General features: G+C 70.7%; 13 protein-coding genes. 8 read left to right on the top strand and 5 right to left on the bottom strand.

Annotated features, from left to right (window positions below; genetic code table 11):
• Positions 1-8: 8 nt before the first annotated feature.
• Complete coding sequence (uvrA, locus tag ACWD3I_RS18370; RefSeq protein WP_451084115.1) at positions 9-3,053, top strand: excinuclease ABC subunit UvrA; 3,045 nt, start codon at positions 9-11, stop codon at positions 3,051-3,053.
• A 159-nt stretch (positions 3,054-3,212) separates the two neighbouring features.
• Here the strand turns inward: uvrA and ACWD3I_RS18365 are convergent, their stop codons facing one another.
• The 4 genes from ACWD3I_RS18365 to ACWD3I_RS18350 form a co-directional block, all read right to left on the bottom strand.
• Positions 3,213-4,124: a carbohydrate kinase family protein gene (locus ACWD3I_RS18365; RefSeq protein WP_365405310.1), complete on the bottom strand. Its 912-nt coding sequence runs from the start codon at positions 4,122-4,124 to the stop codon at positions 3,213-3,215.
• Positions 4,125-4,352: 228 nt separating this feature from the next.
• Positions 4,353-5,375: a LacI family DNA-binding transcriptional regulator gene (locus ACWD3I_RS18360; RefSeq protein WP_365405307.1), complete on the bottom strand. Its 1,023-nt coding sequence runs from the start codon at positions 5,373-5,375 to the stop codon at positions 4,353-4,355.
• A gap of 130 nt (positions 5,376-5,505) precedes the next feature.
• A complete protein-coding gene (locus ACWD3I_RS18355; protein ID WP_365405304.1) occupies positions 5,506-6,462 on the bottom strand; it encodes a hypothetical protein in 957 nt (318 codons plus the stop codon).
• 197 nt (positions 6,463-6,659) lie between these two features.
• Positions 6,660-7,034, bottom strand: a complete 375-nt coding sequence (locus ACWD3I_RS18350) for a response regulator (RefSeq protein ID WP_365405301.1) — start codon at positions 7,032-7,034, stop codon at positions 6,660-6,662.
• Positions 7,035-7,242: 208 nt separating this feature from the next.
• Here ACWD3I_RS18350 and ACWD3I_RS18345 point away from each other — a divergent pair, with 208 nt between their 5' ends.
• Positions 7,243-8,631 (top strand): ABC transporter substrate-binding protein, encoded by a 1,389-nt coding sequence (locus ACWD3I_RS18345; RefSeq protein WP_365405298.1) that lies wholly within the window; start codon positions 7,243-7,245, stop codon positions 8,629-8,631.
• 81 nt (positions 8,632-8,712) lie between these two features.
• The gene (locus tag ACWD3I_RS18340; RefSeq protein WP_365405316.1) at positions 8,713-11,373 is read left to right on the top strand and encodes a PAS domain S-box protein; all 2,661 of its coding nucleotides are present in this window, start codon (positions 8,713-8,715) and stop codon (positions 11,371-11,373) included.
• 107 nt (positions 11,374-11,480) lie between these two features.
• On the opposite strand, the gene ACWD3I_RS18335 is transcribed toward ACWD3I_RS18340, so the two are convergent.
• Positions 11,481-11,642: a hypothetical protein gene (locus tag ACWD3I_RS18335; protein ID WP_365405295.1), complete on the bottom strand. Its 162-nt coding sequence runs from the start codon at positions 11,640-11,642 to the stop codon at positions 11,481-11,483.
• Positions 11,643-11,848: 206 nt separating this feature from the next.
• Between ACWD3I_RS18335 and ACWD3I_RS18330 the strand changes: the two genes are divergently transcribed.
• From ACWD3I_RS18330 to whiA, 5 genes are all read left to right on the top strand, one after another.
• On the top strand, positions 11,849-12,523 hold the full coding sequence (locus ACWD3I_RS18330) for a response regulator transcription factor (protein ID WP_365405292.1): 675 nt from the start codon (positions 11,849-11,851) through the stop codon (positions 12,521-12,523).
• Between the two features lie 64 nt (positions 12,524-12,587).
• Positions 12,588-14,648, top strand: a complete 2,061-nt coding sequence (uvrC, locus tag ACWD3I_RS18325) for an excinuclease ABC subunit UvrC (protein ID WP_365405290.1) — start codon at positions 12,588-12,590, stop codon at positions 14,646-14,648.
• Positions 14,645-15,604 (top strand): RNase adapter RapZ, encoded by a 960-nt coding sequence (gene rapZ / locus ACWD3I_RS18320; RefSeq protein ID WP_266893976.1) that lies wholly within the window; start codon positions 14,645-14,647, stop codon positions 15,602-15,604. The genes uvrC and rapZ overlap by 4 nt, the downstream gene beginning before the upstream one ends.
• Entirely contained in the window at positions 15,601-16,668 is a 1,068-nt protein-coding gene (locus tag ACWD3I_RS18315) for a gluconeogenesis factor YvcK family protein (RefSeq protein WP_266828694.1), read from the top strand. Before rapZ ends, ACWD3I_RS18315 begins: the two co-directional genes overlap by 4 nt.
• Positions 16,659-17,648 (top strand): DNA-binding protein WhiA, encoded by a 990-nt coding sequence (gene whiA / locus ACWD3I_RS18310; protein WP_365405285.1) that lies wholly within the window; start codon positions 16,659-16,661, stop codon positions 17,646-17,648. Before ACWD3I_RS18315 ends, whiA begins: the two co-directional genes overlap by 10 nt.
• Positions 17,649-17,780 lie beyond the last annotated feature (132 nt).

Raw genomic sequence — 17,780 nt, 5'->3', positions numbered from 1 at the left:
GGACCGGCGTGGCCGACCGTCTCATCGTCCGTGGCGCGCGCGAGCACAACCTCAAGAACGTCTCGCTCGACCTGCCGCGTGACTCGCTCATCGTCTTCACGGGCCTGTCCGGGTCGGGCAAGTCCTCCCTGGCCTTCGACACGATCTTCGCCGAAGGTCAGCGTCGGTACGTGGAGTCGCTCTCCTCGTACGCCCGCCAGTTCCTCGGCCAGATGGACAAGCCGGACGTCGACTTCATCGAGGGCCTCTCGCCCGCGGTCTCCATCGACCAGAAGTCGACCTCTCGCAACCCGCGCTCGACGGTCGGCACCATCACCGAGGTCTACGACTACCTCCGGCTGCTCTTCGCGCGGATCGGCAAGCCGCACTGCCCCGAGTGCGGCCGCCCGATCGCGCGCCAGTCGCCGCAGGCCATCGTCGACAAGGTCCTGGAGCTGCCGGAGGGGAGCCGCTTCCAGGTGCTGTCGCCGCTGGTGCGCGAGCGCAAGGGCGAGTTCGTCGACCTCTTCGCCGACCTCCAGACCAAGGGCTACAGCCGCGCGCGCGTGGACGGCGAGACCATCCAGCTCTCCGAGCCGCCCACACTGAAGAAGCAGGAGAAGCACACCATCGAGGTGGTCATCGACCGCCTCACGGTGAAGGAGTCCGCCAAGCGCCGTCTCACCGACTCCGTGGAGACCGCACTCGGCCTCGCCGGCGGCATGGTCGTCCTCGACTTCGTCGACCTGCCCGCGGACGACCCCGAGCGCGAGCGCCTGTACTCGGAGCACCTGTACTGCGCGTACGACGACCTGTCCTTCGAGGAGCTGGAGCCCCGCTCCTTCTCCTTCAACTCGCCCTTCGGCGCCTGCCCCGAGTGCAGCGGCATCGGTACCCGCATGGAGGTCGACCCCGAGCTGATCGTCCCCGACGAGGACAAGTCCCTCGACGAGGGCGCCATCCACCCCTGGTCGCACGGTCACACCAAGGACTACTTCGGCCGCCTGATCGGGGCCCTCGCGGACGCGCTCGGCTTCCGGACCGACATCCCCTTCGCGGGCCTGCCCCAGCGCGCCAAGAAGGCCCTGCTGTACGGCCACAAGACGCAGATCGAGGTCCGCTACCGGAACCGGTACGGCCGCGAGCGGGTCTACACGACGCCCTTCGAAGGTGCCGTCCCCTTCGTCAAGCGCCGGCACAGCGAGTCCGAGAGCGACGCCAGCCGTGAGCGCTTCGAGGGCTATATGCGCGAGGTGCCCTGCCCCACCTGTGAGGGCACCCGACTCAAGCCGATCGTCCTCGCGGTCACGGTGATGGGGAAGTCCATCGCCGAGGTCTCCGGGATGTCCATCAGCGACTGCGCGGACTTCCTGGGCGAGCTGAAGCTCAACGCCCGCGACAAGAAGATCGCCGAGCGGGTGCTGAAGGAGGTCAACGAGCGGCTCAAGTTCCTGGTCGACGTCGGCCTCGACTACCTCTCGCTCAACCGCGCGGCCGGCACCCTGTCCGGCGGTGAGGCACAGCGCATCCGCCTGGCCACCCAGATCGGCTCCGGACTCGTCGGCGTGCTGTACGTCCTGGACGAGCCGTCCATCGGTCTGCACCAGCGTGACAACCACCGGCTGATCGAGACCCTGGTCCGGCTGCGCGACATGGGCAACACGCTCATCGTCGTCGAGCACGACGAGGACACCATCAAGGTCGCCGACTGGATCGTCGACATCGGCCCCGGCGCCGGCGAGCACGGCGGCGAGGTCGTGCACAGCGGCTCCCTGAAGGAGCTGCTCGCCAACGACGAGTCCATGACCGGCCAGTACCTGTCCGGCAGGAAGGCGATCCCGCTCCCCGACATCCGCCGCCCGCAGGACCCGTCCCGCCGGCTCACGGTGCACGGCGCCCGGGAGAACAACCTCCAGGACATCGACGTCTCGTTCCCGCTCGGTGTGTTCACCGCCGTCACCGGCGTCTCCGGCTCCGGTAAGTCCACGCTGGTCAACGACATTCTGTACACCCATCTGGCCCGTGAGCTGAACGGCGCCCGGAGCGTCCCTGGACGCCACACGCGCGTGGACGGCGACGACCTCGTCGACAAGGTCGTGCACGTCGACCAGTCGCCCATCGGCCGCACCCCGCGGTCCAACCCGGCGACGTACACCGGCGTCTTCGACCACGTCCGCAAGCTGTTCGCCGAGACCACCGAGGCGAAGGTCCGCGGCTATCTGCCGGGCCGCTTCTCCTTCAACGTCAAGGGCGGCCGCTGCGAGAACTGCTCCGGTGACGGCACGATCAAGATCGAGATGAACTTCCTCCCGGACGTCTACGTCCCGTGCGAGGTCTGCCACGGCGCCCGGTACAACCGGGAGACCCTGGAGGTCCACTACAAGGGCAGGTCCATCGCCGAGGTCCTGAACATGCCCATCGAGGAAGCCATGCACTTCTTCGAGGCCGTCCCGGCGATCAACCGCCACCTCAAGACGCTCAACGACGTCGGTCTCGGCTATGTCCGCCTCGGCCAGTCCGCGACCACCCTGTCCGGCGGCGAGGCCCAGCGCGTGAAGCTCGCCAGTGAGCTCCAGAAGCGCTCCACCGGACGCACGGTCTACGTCCTGGACGAGCCGACCACCGGTCTGCACTTCGAGGACATCAGCAAGCTGCTGAAGGTCCTCTCCGGCCTGGTCGACAAGGGCAACACGGTCATCGTCATCGAGCACAACCTCGACGTGATCAAGACCGCCGACTGGGTCGTCGACATGGGCCCCGAGGGCGGCGCGGGCGGCGGCCTCGTCGTCGCCGAGGGCACCCCCGAGGAGGTCGCCGGAGTCCCCGCCAGCCACACCGGCAAGTTCCTGCGGGAGATCCTCGGCGCCGACCGGATCAGCGACGCGTCCTCGGTGAAGGCCCCGCGCAAGACGGCGGTCAGGAAGACCGTCGCCGCCAAGACGGCCGCGAAGAAGACGGCCACGGCGAGGACGACCGCGACCAAGGCCGCCGACACCACGGCGACCGAGAAGGCGGCCGGCGCCACCAAGAAGGCGGCACCCGCGAAGAAGACGACACGGGCCCGCAAGGCCTGAGCCCCATGGGCGACAGGTCCTGAGAAATACGGAAATGTTCGGCGCCCCGCGGGAACTCCCCGCGGGGCGCCGATCGTTGCAGGATCAGCCGCCCGAACCCTGCGGCCGGGACGCACCTTGACTCCTGAACAGCGGAACCGGCGGAAGGCCGAACGCCCCCTACAGGTCGCCGAGTTCGGAGGCGTACGGCGGTTCCGCCCCCGCCCGGGAGCAGGTGATCGCGGCTGCCCGCGCCGCGAATCGCAGCAGCCTTGTCCAGCCGTCGGCGCCCAGTCCCAGGAGCGCCTCGGCGGACAGGGCGTCCCGGACGGACAGACCGTGCAGAAGCGCCGCGTTCACCGTGTCACCGGCCCCGATCGTGTCGACGACGTCGACCTTCTCGCCCGGCACGGAGTGCACCGAGCCGTCCCGGGTGAACGCGGTCAGACCCTCACCGCCGTGAGTGATCACCACGGCCGAGGGTCCCGCGGCCAGCCACTCGCGCGGGGTGCCGCCGAGCCACAGCGCGTCCTCCTCGGAGAGCTTGAGCAGTGACACCGACGGCAGCCAGCTCTTGAACCGGGCCCGGTAGCCGTCCGGATCGGGGATCAGCCCGGCCCGGATGTTCGGGTCGAGCGTGGTGAACACGCCCTGCGCGGCCGCGGTCCGCATCAGCTCCTCATAGGCGCTCGCCCCTGGCTCCAGGACGAGCGAGCAGGTGCCGAAGGACACCGCGCGCGTACCGGCGGGGAGCTCGGCGGGGGCCTCGAACAGACGGTCGGCGGTGCCCTCGACATAGAAGGAGTAGGCGGCCGAGCCACTCGCGTCGATCGTGGCGACTGCCAGGGTGGTCGACTCCGGCCCGCGCTGCACCGCCGACACGTCCACCGACGCCCGCCGCAGCCCGTCGAGCAGAGCCTCGCCGAACGCGTCGGACGACGTACGGGAGCAGAAGGCGGCGGGGGAGCCGAGGCGGCCGAGGGCGACGGCCGTGTTGTACGGGCCGCCACCGAGCGCGGGCGTCAGTCCCGCCAGGGCTCCCGTGCCCTGCGGTACCAGGTCGATGAGGGCCTCACCGGCGACGACGATCACGAACGTGTTCCCTTCTCGGGCTTGCGGGGCTGTCTGCGGTACGGGGACAGGCGGAGGCGATGGCAACTGCCCCTCGGGTAGCTGCCGTTGGGGCACCCTGGCCTCTCCGGGAAGCCGCTGTCGTGACACCCCGGCGACTAAGAGGGCCGTCGTGGTGCAGGCCGCTCATCGGCTGATGCCGTCTTCGGTCAGTCGCTGCCGGGACACCTCGGCCCCCTCGGGCAGCCGTCATTCGGACACCGCCGTCTCCTCGGGGCACCCGCACGACGTGCGATGCACGAGGTCACAGGGCAGGCGGACCGTCCGGGCCGGCCGGTCCGGATCGGCCAGGCGGTCCAGGAGCACCCGCACCGCCAGGGCGCCGATCTCCTTGCTGGGCTGGGCGATCGCGGTGAGCCGGGGTGAGAAGAGGTCGGCCCAGGCGAAGTCGTCGAAGCAGCACAGGGCGATGTCGCCGGGTACGGCGAGACCACGGTCGCGCAGGGTGCGCAGTGCGCCGATGGTCATCGCGTTGTTGGCGGTGACGAGCGCCGTCGGCGGTTCGGCGAGGGCCAGCAGGGCCGCGGTGGCCCGTTCGGCACCGGCCGACGCGGAGTCGCCGTGGACCACGAGCCGTTCGTCGTACGGCAGCCCGGCGGCGGCGAGCCCGCCACGGTACCCGGCGACCCGCTCACCGCTGGTGCTGAGCCCGGGCAGGCCCGCCACCAGCCCGATCCGCCGGTGGCCGAGCACGGCGAGATGGGCGACCAGCTCGCTCATCGGCGCGGTGTTCTCGGCGCAGACCTGGTCGAAGGGCGGCGCGGCGTCGACGACACGGTCGAGGAGCACCGTGGGTACGGCATGGCGGCCGAGATAGGCCAGCAGCTCCCCGGGGTCCGCGGAGGGCGCGACGATCATGCCGTCCACCCGCCGCTCGTGCAGCAGCTGGACGACCTTGCGCTCATGGGCGGGGTCGTCGTGGGGATCGGCGATCAGCAGGCTGTAGCCGCGTTCCAGGACCTCGGCCTCGACGCCCTGGAGGATCTCCGTGAAGTACGGATTGCTGATCGCCGACACCGCGAGCCCGATGGACCGGGTGCGAGAGGTCACCAGGGAGCGGGCCAGGGTGTTGGGTGTGTAGCCGAGCTCGTCGATGGCGTCCAGGACGGCCTGACGGGTGTGCGGGAGCACCGGCCGGGTGTCGTTGAGCACATGCGAGACGGTCGCCACGGACACGCCCGCACAGCGCGCGACATCGGCCATGGTCGGCATGACGTTCCCTCCTGGACAGCCCTTGGGCGACACCCTTCGGCGGGACACCCCTCAGGCCGGGAACGTATCCCATCCGACGCCTGACGTAAACGCTTGCGCAAGCGTTTACGTCAGGCAGGCCCCGGACAGCTCACTCCCAGTCCCAGCCGATCCCCACGATCCCCGTCCGCACCCGCGGCTCGACGATGTGCACCGACCGGTGCGTCCCGGTGAGCGCCAGCTCCTGGCGCCCACTGCGCGGGGCCGCCGCCGAGTGCTGGGTGAACCGGTGGCAGCGGGCCGGCAGCACGTTCTCGTCGAAGCGCACCTGGAGCGCGTACTGCCCGCCGGACGGGCCGAACCCGCGGATGTACTCGCGGGAGACACCCGCCGTGCCGTCCTCGACGCCGTAACGGAGCAGGAAGGTCTCGCCGGCCCGCAGCCGAGTGTCGAAGAGCAGCTCGGCCACGAGCACGCCGGTCTCGTGGTGGGAGCGGACGCGTCCCGTGCGGCAGTTCTCCAGGGCGTGCACCTGCATGCGCTCCGGCGCGCACCCCGGGTCGCCGTGGTGCACGGCCACGAACCGGTCGACGCCGTCCTGGTGGGCGCGCACGATGTGGTGCGACTCGCGCCCGAGAAGCTCCCGGCGTCCCCCTATCCGTACCCGCTCGTGGTGCCCGAGGGTGTGCAGCCCGCCGTCCGGCGGTGAGTCCAGCTCGGCCAGCAGACGCTCCAGGACGCCGGAGGCCTCGACGAGGGAACGGTAGGAGCGGACGGCGGGGCGCTGGCCGGCCGCGTGTGCGTCGGCCTCGGCGAGCAGCCGGATCAACGACTCCTCCGGCAGTTGGAGGATCTCCTCCAGGGCCCGCACCGCGCGCAGTGACTCGGGGCGCTGAGGGCGGCGCGCACCCTGCTGCCAGTAACTCAGGCTGGTGACGCCGACCTTCACCCCGTAGCGCGACAGATGGTGCTGCACGCGCTGGAGCGGCAGTCCGCGGGCGGCGATCGCCGCCCGCAGGGCGACATGGAAGGGGCCGCCTCGCAGGGCCGTGTCCAGTTCCGCGTCGGCGACGGCGGAAACGTCCCCGTGCTGTGTGGCGTGCGGCATGCAGGGGCCTTTCTGTGTGGTCACGACGGCTGGTCAGACCGTTCGTGCGGATTCGCACCGGGGCCGGGGCGTCTTCACATCCGTACGCCGTTCTTCACGGTCCCGAGTTCCCCCGCATTGAAGCGTGTTGACCAAGTCCCGACAACACCTCATGCCCAACAGTCACGCACTCCTGGCCGGGATGCGGCCTGGAGAAGTCAAGTCGGCGCGCCCGGGCTGTCGTTGCCCAGTACGTCTCTGATCGCCCGTGCGGAGAGGGCGGACTTGTGAAGGAAGCCATGTGCCGGGCTGGCGGCGACCAGTTCCTCGAAGTCGTCCAGGGAGTGTGTGGAGATCAGGATGATCACGGATGTGACATTGCCGGCGAGCTCCACCGCGAGGTCGAAGCCGTTCTCCCCGTTGAGGTCGAGATCCACCAGGACGATGTCCGGGGCCAGTTCGGTGGCCCGAGCCAGAGCTTCCGAACCTGACATGGCGACGCCGACGACGGGTATCCCGTCGCGCTCCAGCAGAGTGCGCGCGGCTTCCAGGAATCGGATGCTGTCATCGACGAGAAGACAGCGCATGGACATGCCCCACAGGGTCCCAACAGGCGGATGATTGCGCTTTCCAGCTACCCGGAAAGAGTCGGCGCGCGTTGCTTCCGGGCAGCTGGAATGTGCTGAAGTCCCTTGCCGAATCCACCGGTTCCCGCTTACACAGCGCAGCGGCACGTCACCGGGGGTAGCATGTGGGCTGCCCTGGGGAGGCCGCTGAAGGCCGGTCGAGTGGGGGTGCGCGATGCAGGCGTGGATCAGGAACGTCGGAACGGATCGCCATCATCGCGCCCTGGCCGCAGGGCTGTTGGGGGTCGTCCTGCTGCTGGCCGCGTGCGGTGGGGGAGGCGATGACGACGACACAACCAACGGCAAGGCACGCAGCGACACGACCTGCGACGGCAGGATCGAGGGCACCGAGCATCTGACGATGTGGTTCCACGCCGGGCCGAGCGGGGAGCTCAGCACCCTGCAGAAGCAGGTCGCGGAGTTCAACAAGGCACAGAAACAGGTGCGGGTGGAGCTCGTCACCCTGCCCGAGCACCGCCCGTACACCGACCTGGTGAACTCCGCCGCGGCCAGCGGCGACCTTCCGGACCTGCTCGACTTCGACGGCCCCTATCTCTACAGCTACGCCTGGTCCGGCAGGCTCAAGCCGATCGACTCCTGCGTCCCCGAGAGCGTGCGGAGCGATCTGCTGGCCTCGATCCGCCAACAGGGCACGTACGCGGGGAAGCTGTACGGCATCGGCACCTTCGACTCCGGGCTGGGGCTGTATGTGCGCCCCTCGGTGCTGGAGAAGGCCGGCATCCGTATCCCCCAGGGCGTCGACGACGCCTGGACCTCCGACGAATTCACGGACGTTCTGCGCACCCTGCGCAAGGCGGGCCACAAGACCCCCCTCGACATCGGGCTCGTCCACGCGAAGCCCGGCGAGGAGTGGAACACCTACGGCTTCGCGCCCGCGGTGTGGTCGGCGGGCGGTGATCTCATCGAGCCCAGGACGTTCCGCACGGCCGACGGCTTCCTCAACAGCCCGGAGGCGGTCAAGGCGCTCACCACCATGCAGACCTGGGCCGAGGAGGGGCTCGTCGAGCCCGGCAGGACCGACGACCAGGCGTTCACCGAGGGCCGTAGCGTCATCTCCTGGACCGGCCACTGGTGGTACCCGGACTACAGCAAGGCGCACCCCGGCGACGTGACGATCGTGCCGCTGCCCGACTTCGGCCGGGGCACGGTGACCGGGATGGGCTCCTGGCAGTGGGGCGTCACCTCGGGCGCCGCCGAAGGGGACGCCGTCTGGCGCTTCCTCGCCTATCTGCTGAAGCCGGACCAGGTCCACCGGATGAGCGAGGCCAACGGCGGTATCCCGGCCACACACAGTGCGGTGAAGCTCTCGTCCGCCTACGGCACCGACGGCGCCGAGCGCCTGTTCATCGAGCAACTGACGGGCGGCGTCGCCCGCCCCCGGCCGCAGACGCCCGCCTACCCGGCGATCACCGACGCCTTCTCCCGGGCCTTCGCCAGGATCATGTTCGACGAGGCACAGGTGAAGGCAGCACTCGACGGGGCGGTGGAGGCCATCGACAAGGACCTGGCGGACCACCAGTACTACCCGTCCGCCGGGCGCTGAGGAACGAACGTGCGCGGCGTGAGACCGACACGGACGGAGCGTCCCGCGCTCCTGGCCCGTCTGCGTGTCGGACGCAAGCTGATGCTTCTCGTACTGCTGCCGGTGACCGGGCTGCTGGCCTTCACCGCCTTCAGCGGCGTCGCCCAGTGGCAGGAGGCGAGCGACCTGCGGGCCTTCCACACCACGGCCGAGGTGTCGTTCGCGCTCACCGAGGTCTCCGACGCCGTCGCCCGGGAGCGGATCGCCGCCGTACGGGCCCGGCTGCGCCCGAGCACGGTCACCCCGGCGGCCCGTGCCGCGGTCGAACGGGCCACGGACCAGGCCCTGGAGCGGGCCGTCGACCGAACCGCCGGCTGGGCCGGGGCCGACGCCGCCGGAGACCTCGACGCCGCCGGCCGCCGGCTGCACGCGCTGCGTGTCCAGACGGGCACCGCCTCGCTCACCGCCCGCACGGTGGCCCAGGACTACGCGGGCATCGAGGACGCCCTGCTCGACAACGTCGCCGTGTTCGAGGCGGGGAGCCCCACCCGGACCTCGGGCCGCGCGGCGGACGCCCACATCGCCCTCGTACGGGCCATCGAGGCCGCCGAACGCGAGCGCGTGGAGCTGGCGATCCTGCTGGACGCACCCGCCGAGCAACGCCCCACCGCCGCCGGACGCTGGCCCGAGCTCGAGGCGGCCGAACTGGACACGTTCAAGCAGAACACCTCGGACGAACTGCGGGATGAGCTGTACAGAACCCAGTTCGAGGCGCCCGGCCGGGCCGTCCGCAAGGCCCGCGAGACGCTCGCCGCACCCGTCCCCGAGACCGTCCACCGGCCGTCGTACGAGAGCTGGCTGACCGACTCCACGGCCCGCATCGACTCCCTGCGCGGCATCCAGGACCAGGCCGCGCGCACCCTCGAGGTCACCGCCGCGCGCGCCCGCCACAGCGCGGAGACCCGCGTACGGCGCGACCTCGCAGCCTCCCTGGCAGTCCTCGGCGGTGTCACCCTCCTCGCGCTGGCCCTGCGCCGCTCCATCACCCGCCCCCTCAGCGAGGTCTCGCAGGGCGCGCGGGCCCTGTCGTACGGCGATCTCTCGTACGACATCCGGTACGCCGGCCGTGACGAACTCGGCGATGTGGCCGACACCTTCCGCGAACTGCGCGTCACCACCGAGCGGCTGGCCGGCGAGATCCGGGCCATGAACTCGGCGATCGACGACAACCGGCTCGGACACCGCGCCGACGTCGCCTCCTTCGGCGGCACCTGGGCCCAGCTGCTCGGCGGCATGAACGGCACCATGGCGTCCTTCGCGGCGGCCCACGGGCGGCGCGAGAAGGCCGAACAGGAAGTGGAGAGCATCTTCAACCTCTCCCTCGACCTGCTCTGCATCAGCGGCCTCGACGGCTACTTCAAGCGGGTCAACCCGGCCTTCGAGAGGACCCTCGGCCATTCGGGCGAGGAACTGCTGTCCAAGCCCTACATCGAGTTCGTGCACGAGGACGACCGGGACAGCACCCGCGTCGCCCTAGACCGTCTCGCGAGCGGTGTCGACGTGGCCGAGTTCGAGAACCGCTACCTGCGCGCGGACGGCACCGAGTGCTGGCTCCAGTGGAGCGCCCGGCCGGTCCCCGAGGAGGGCCTCATCTACGCCACCGCGCGCGACGTCACGGAGAGCCGCCGGGCCGCACTGGAGCAGGCCGCGCTGCGCCGGGTCGCCACCCTGGTGGCCCGCGGAGCCCCGCCGTCCGAGGTGTTCACGCGGGTGGCGGAGGAGGTCGGGGCCCTGCTGAACACGACCGCGGCCGTGCTGCGGCAGGAGCCCGACGGCAGCCACACGGTCCTCGGTACCGCGTACGGGATCCCGGAGGAGCTCGAGCGAGCGAGCCGCGAGGAGCGTCGGCAGGCGGGCCTCAAGGCGATACACGAGGTGTCCGGGACCCGGCGCGCGGCTCATGTCGGACAGGTCGTGGGCGCGCCCATCGTCGTCGACGACCGGCTGTGGGGCTTCGTCCTCGCGGCCTCCCCGCTGGACGCACTGCCCGGCGGCACCGAGTCGCGGCTGGCCGACTTCACCGAGCTCATCGCCACCGCCATCGCCAACGCCGACAACCGCGCCCAGCTGACCGCGTCACGCGCGCGCGTGGTGGCCGCCTCGGACGCCTCCCGGCGCAGGATCGAGCGCGATCTGCACGACGGGGTCCAGCAGCGGCTCGTCGCCCTCCAACTGGACCTGAGGCTGGCCGAGTCCCTGCTGACGGACCCCTCCTCCGAACTCGCCGAGCAGCTCGCCCATGTGAGCAAGGGCCTCGACGACGCCTTCCAGGACCTGCTCCAGGTGGCCCGAGGCATCCATCCGGCCATCCTCTCCAAGGGCGGCCTGGGCCCCGCCCTGCGTTCCCTGGCCCGCCGCTCCGCCGTCCCCGTGGAACTCGACCTGGAGCTGCCCGCGACGCGACTCCCGGAGCAGCTGGAGGTGGCCGCGTACTACGTCACCTCGGAGTGCCTCACCAACGCCGTGAAACACGCCCACGCGCGCGTGGTGGAGGTCGGGGCCGAGATCCGGGACGACTGGCTGGAGATGGTCATCCGCGACGACGGCGTCGGGGGAGCCGAGCCCGGCCGGGGATCCGGGCTGATCGGGCTCATCGACCGCGTCGAGGCGATCGGCGGCAAGCTGGACGTCAGCAGTCCGCCGGGCGAGGGCACCACCATGGGGGTACGGCTGCCGCTGAGACCGCCGTCGACGAACGTGTGACCGCCCGACGCGCACGCGGGGGAGTTGTCCAGGCGGGGGACCTCGGACTTGGTGACGTCGCGTACGCACCGGGCGGTCATGTCGGACGGAGAGGCTGCCGTCCGGTTCTAGGGGCGGTGGGTACCGCCGTGGTGTGCCGACAGCAGGCGCTTGGCGCGCACTATGTCGGGATCCCGGGGGTCGAGGATGTCGCCGAAGCCGTACGTGTCCTCGGTGCCTGGGCGGACACGGGTCGACCGCCTTGCCTTCTCGATCCGCGTCCGCCGCATGTCCCGCAACCCTTCGGTCCCGCGACCCGTCGCCTTTCGCCCGAAGCGACCGGTCCCTCTGCATCGCACTGGTACGAGAATCGCTCGCATACGTCCGTGTGTCGTCACGGCAAGCCCCCAATCCCGCTTCCGGCTAGCCGTAATCCGGCCGGTGGGGCAGGCTGTTGGGCGCGCAGCAGATCGGTCGGGCAAGGGGAGCCGGGGCCATGGACGACGCATCGCAGCGGCAGGTGCGGGGACGGGTGGTCCTCGCCGACGACGACATCCTGCTCCGGGAGGGACTGGCGAGTCTCTGCGAGAGAGTCGGGTACGAGGTGGTCGGCCAGGCGGGTGACGCGGAGCGGCTCCTGGAACTGGTCCATGAGGAGCGCCCCGACATCGCCATCGTCGACATACGGATGCCGCCCGACCACTCCACGGAGGGACTCAAGGCGGCCCGCACCATCCGGGAGCGCCACCCCGGCACCGGCATCCTCGTCCTGTCGGCGTTCGTCGAGGTCGAGGACGCCCTGGAACTGCTGGCCGGCGGGCGTGGGGTCGGCTACCTGCTGAAGAGCCGGGTCACGGTCGTCGACGAGTTCATCGAGGCACTGGACCGCGTCGGCAAGGGCGGAGCGGTGGTCGACCCCTCCCTGGTCCACGAACTCTTCACGGCCCAGCGCCGCGACGACCCCCTGTCCCACCTCAGCGCCCGCGAGAGGGAGGTCCTGGCCCTCATGGCGGAGGGCCGCTCCAACGCCGGCATCGGCCGCCGTCTGTGGGTCACCGAGGGCACGGTCGAGAAACATGTCCGCAGCATCCTCGGCAAGCTCGGCCTGACGGAGGACACGGACGACCATCGCCGGGTCCTGGCCGTCCTGACGTTCCTGGAGTCCAGGTAGAGGTCGCGCGGCCGTCGTCCCCGGCCCCGTCGGACTGTCAGCCCCCGCCAGTAGGGTGGGAGACATGGCCGACCCCTCCAGCTACCGCCCCAGGCCGGGACAGATCCCGGACTCTCCCGGGGTCTACAGATTCCGCGACGAGCACCGCCGGGTGATCTACGTCGGAAAGGCGAAGAGCCTGCGCCAGCGCCTGGCGAACTACTTCCAGGACCTGGCGAGCCTGCACCCCCGCACCCGCACGATGGTGACCACGGCCGCGTCCGTGGAGTGGACGGTGGTGTCCACGGAGGTCGAGGCCCTGCAGCTGGAGTACTCCTGGATCAAGGAGTACGACCCCCGGTTCAACGTCAAGTACCGCGACGACAAGAGCTACCCGTACCTCGCGGTGACGATGAACGAGGAGTTCCCGCGCGTGCAGGTGATGCGCGGTCACAAGAAGAAGGGCGTCAGGTACTTCGGGCCCTACGGGCACGCGTGGGCGATCCGCGACACCGTCGACCTCCTGCTGCGCGTCTTCCCCGTCCGCACCTGCTCCGCCGGCGTCTTCAAGAACGCCGCCCGCACCGGCCGCCCCTGCCTCCTCGGCTACATCGGCAAGTGCTCCGCGCCCTGTGTCGGCCGCGTCTCCGCCGACGAACACCGCGAACTCGCCGAGGATTTCAGCGACTTCATGGCAGGCCGGACCGGGACGTACCTGCGCCGCCTGGAGAAACAGATGACGGAGGCGGCCGAGGAGATGGAGTACGAGCGGGCGGCCCGCCTGCGCGACGACATCGAGGCCCTGAAGAAGGCCATGGAGAAGAGCGCCGTCGTGCTCGCCGACGCGACCGACGCCGACCTCATCGCGGTCGCCGAGGACGAACTCGAAGCGGCCGTGCAGATCTTCCACGTCCGCGGCGGACGCGTGCGCGGCCAGCGCGGCTGGGTCACCGACAAGGTCGAGGAGATCACCACCGGCGCCCTCGTCGAGCACGCCCTCCAGCAGCTCTACGGCGAGGAGACCGGGGACTCCGTCCCCAAGGAGGTCCTCGTCCCGGCCCTGCCCGACCCCGTCGGGCCGGTCCAGGAGTGGCTCACCGGGCGCCGCGGTTCGAACGTCTCGCTGCGCATCCCGCAACGCGGTGACAAGAAGGCGCTGATGGAGACCGTGCAGCGCAACGCCCTGCAGACCCTCGCGCTGCACAAGACCAAGCGCGCCTCCGACCTGACCACGCGCTCGCGCGCCCTGGAGGAGATCTCCGAGGCCCTCGACCTGGACAGCGCGCCCCTGCGGATCGAGTGCTTCGACATCTCGCACCTCCAGGGCGACGACGTCGTGGCCTCCATGGTCGTCTTCGAGGACGGTCTGCAGCGCAAGAGCGAGTACCGCCGCTTCCAGATCAAGGGCTTCGAGGGCCAGGACGACGTCCGCTCGATGCACGAGGTGATCACCCGCCGCTTCCGGCGCTACCTCGCCGAGAAGGAGAAGACCGGCGAGTGGGTGGAGGACGGCCACGAGGACGGGCTCGCCGGTGAGCCCGTCAACGGTCTCAAGGACGACGACGGCCGCCCCAAGAAGTTCGCCTACCCGCCCCAGCTCCTCGTCGTCGACGGCGGACAGCCCCAGGTCGCCGCGGCCAAGAAGGCCCTGGACGAGCTCGGCATCGACGACATCGCCGTCTGCGGCCTCGCCAAGCGCCTGGAGGAGGTCTGGCTGCCCGACGAGGACGACCCGGTGGTCCTGCCCCGCACCAGCGAGGGCCTCTATCTGCTCCAGCGCGTCCGCGACGAGGCCCACCGCTTCGCGATCACCTACCAGCGCGCCAAGCGGGCCAAGCGGTTCCGGTCGAGCCCCCTGGACGACGTCCCGGGCCTCGGTGAGACACGCAAGCAGGCGCTTCTCAAACATTTCGGCTCGTTGAGGAAACTTCGATCTGCCACCATCGACCAGATCTGCGAGGTTCCCGGCATAGGGCGCAAAACGGCAGAGACCATCGCCGTGGCCCTCGCTCAGGCGGCACCGGCCGCGCCTGCGGTGAACACAGCTACTGGAGAGATCATGGAAGAGGAACCCGACACCATGGGTTCCGGTGGGGAGCCCGTGACGGCGGGCACCCCGGACGAACGACGGGGGCAGGAGACATGAATGTGAACGAGAACGAAGGCCAACAGAGCCAAGACGGAGACGGAGCACAAGTGAGTACGGGCACGACCGGCGAGCCCGCCGGACTTCCCGAGGCGGCCATCCCCGAGCTGGTGATCATCTCCGGCATGTCCGGAGCCGGCCGGTCGACCGCCGCCAAGTGTCTGGAGGACCTCGGCTGGTTCGTCGTCGACAACCTGCCGCCCGCGCTGATCCCCACCATGGTGGAGCTCGGCGCCCGCTCCCAGGGCAACGTCGCCCGGATCGCGGTCGTCGTCGACGTCCGCGGCCGCCGCTTCTTCGACAACCTGCGCGAGTCCCTCGCCGACCTCGAGGCCAAGCACGTCACCCGGCGGATCGTCTTCCTGGAGTCCTCCGACGAGGCCCTGGTCCGCCGCTTCGAGTCGGTGCGCCGCCCGCACCCCCTCCAGGGCGACGGCCGCATCGTCGACGGCATCGACGCCGAGCGCGAGCTGCTGCGCGAGCTGCGCGGCGACGCCGACCTGGTCATCGACACCTCCAGCCTCAACGTCCACGAGCTGCGCGCCAAGATGGACGCCCAGTTCGCCGGCGAGGAGGAGCCCGAGCTGCGGGCCACCGTCATGTCCTTCGGCTTCAAGTACGGCCTTCCGGTCGACGCCGACCTGGTCGTGGACATGCGCTTCCTGCCCAACCCGCACTGGGTCCCGGAGCTGCGCCCCTTCACCGGCCTCAACGAGGAGGTGTCGGCGTACGTCTTCAACCAGCCCGGCGCGAAGGAGTTCATCGACCGCTATTCCGAGCTGCTCCAGCTCATCGCCGCCGGCTACCGCCGTGAGGGCAAGCGGTACGTGACGATCGCGGTCGGCTGCACCGGCGGCAAGCACCGCTCCGTCGCCACCTCCGAGAAGCTCGCCGCCCGCCTCGCCTCCCAGGGCGTGGAGACGGTGGTCGTACACCGGGACATGGGACGGGAATGACAGGACGTTCTCCGCGGCTGAGCAGGCTGCGCCGGGTCGTGCCCGAGGGACGCGCGACCCGGCCCGTGGAGGCCCGCGGCGCCAAGCCGCGCCGCCGAGGCGCCCAGCCCAAGGTCGTCGCCCTCGGCGGCGGCATGGGCCTGTCCGCCTCGCTCGCCGCACTGCGCCGGATCACCGGTGACCTCACCGCCGTCGTCACCGTGGCCGACGACGGCGGCTCCAGCGGGCGGCTCCGCGACGAGCTGGGCGTACTGCCGCCCGGCGATCTGCGCAAGGCGCTGGCCGCGCTGTGCGGCGACGACGACTGGGGCCAGACCTGGGCCCGAGTCATCCAGCACCGCTTCCAGTCCAAGGGCGACCTGCACGACCACGCGGTCGGCAATGTGCTGATCGTCGCCCTGTGGGAGCAGCTCGGCGACCCCGTCCAGGCTCTCGACCTGGTCGGCAGGCTGCTGGGTGCGCACGGCCGCGTGCTGCCCATGTCCGCCGTACCCCTGGAGCTCCAGGCCCTGGTCAAGGGGCATGACCCGGAGCGGCCCGAGGACGTGGACACCGTCCGGGGACAGGCGACCGTCGCCCTGACCCCCGGCGAGGTGCAGTCCGTGCACGTCGTACCGCACGACCCGCCCGCCGTCCCCGAGGCCGTCGCCGCCGTCCTCGACGCGGACTGGGTGGTGCTCGGCCCCGGCTCCTGGTTCTCCTCGGTCATCCCGCATCTGCTGGTGCCCGAACTCCTGGACGCCCTCACCCAGACGAAGGCACGCCGGGTGCTCTCGCTGAACCTTGCCCCGCAGCCCGGAGAAACCGATGGCTTCTCCCCGCAGCGTCATTTGGAGGTTTTGGGACGACACGCCCCTAAACTCGCCCTGGACGTGGTGCTGGCCGACCAGGCCGCCGTGCCCGACCGCGATTCCCTGACCGATGCCGCCAAGCGGTTCGGCGCCGCGGTCGAGCTGGCGCCGGTGGCCCGGCCCGATGGGACCCCGAGGCACGACCCGGAGCTGTTGGCCGCCGCGTACGACCGTATTTTTCGGATGCATGGAAGGATCGGCCCATGGCGATGACGGCAGCGGTGAAGGATGAGATCTCCCGGCTTCCCGTCACCCGGACCTGCTGCAGAAAGGCGGAGGTCTCCGCCATTCTGCGGTTCGCCGGCGGCCTCCACCTGGTGAGCGGGCGCATCGTGATCGAGGCGGAGCTGGACACCGCGATGGCGGCCCGTCGGCTCAAGCGGGACATCCTGGAGATCTTCGGCCACAGCTCCGAGCTGATCGTGATGGCTCCGGGCGGACTGCGCCGCGGTTCGCGTTACGTGGTGCGTGTGGTCGCCGGTGGTGACCAGCTGGCCCGGCAGACCGGCCTGGTCGACGGCCGGGGGCGCCCGATCCGCGGTCTGCCCCCGCAGGTCGTCTCCGGGGCCACCTGCGACGCCGAGGCCGCCTGGCGCGGGGCCTTCCTGGCGCACGGCTCGCTGACCGAGCCCGGCCGTTCCTCCTCGCTGGAGGTGACCTGCCCGGGTCCGGAGGCCGCGCTCGCCCTGGTCGGCGCCGCCCGCCGGCTCTCCATCGCAGCGAAGGCCCGTGAGGTGCGCGGGGTGGACCGGGTGGTCGTCCGTGACGGCGACGCGATCGGCGCGCTGCTCACCCGGCTCGGCGCCCATGAGTCGGTGCTGGCCTGGGAGGAGCGCCGGATGCGCCGCGAGGTGCGGGCCACGGCGAACCGTCTCGCCAACTTCGACGACGCCAACCTCCGCCGCTCCGCGCGCGCGGCCGTCGCCGCCGGTGCCCGCGTCCAGCGGGCCCTGGAAATCCTCGCCGACGAGGTGCCCGAGCATCTCGCCGCCGCCGGGCGTCTGCGTATGGACCACAAGCAGGCCTCCCTGGAGGAGCTGGGCGCGCTCGCCGACCCGCCGCTGACCAAGGACGCCGTCGCCGGCCGGATCCGCCGACTGCTGGCGATGGCCGACAAGCGGGCCCAGGACCTCGGTATCCCGGGCACGGAGTCCAGCATCACCGAGGAGATGGCCGACAACTTCGCAGGCTGACTCACCGTCACCACGCCGGTGCCGATACTCCATTGGAGTGTCGGCACCGGCGTTTGTCCGTCCTTGAGGCCCCCTTGACTGGATCATGAACTGTCATGAGCCTGGCATCTGTTCGCTGCTGTGGCGGACACA

The organism is Streptomyces sp. NPDC002817, from assembly GCF_053592055.1.
The sequence above is the reverse complement of the archived record's forward strand: the minus strand, read 5'-3'. Positions and strand labels throughout refer to the sequence as shown.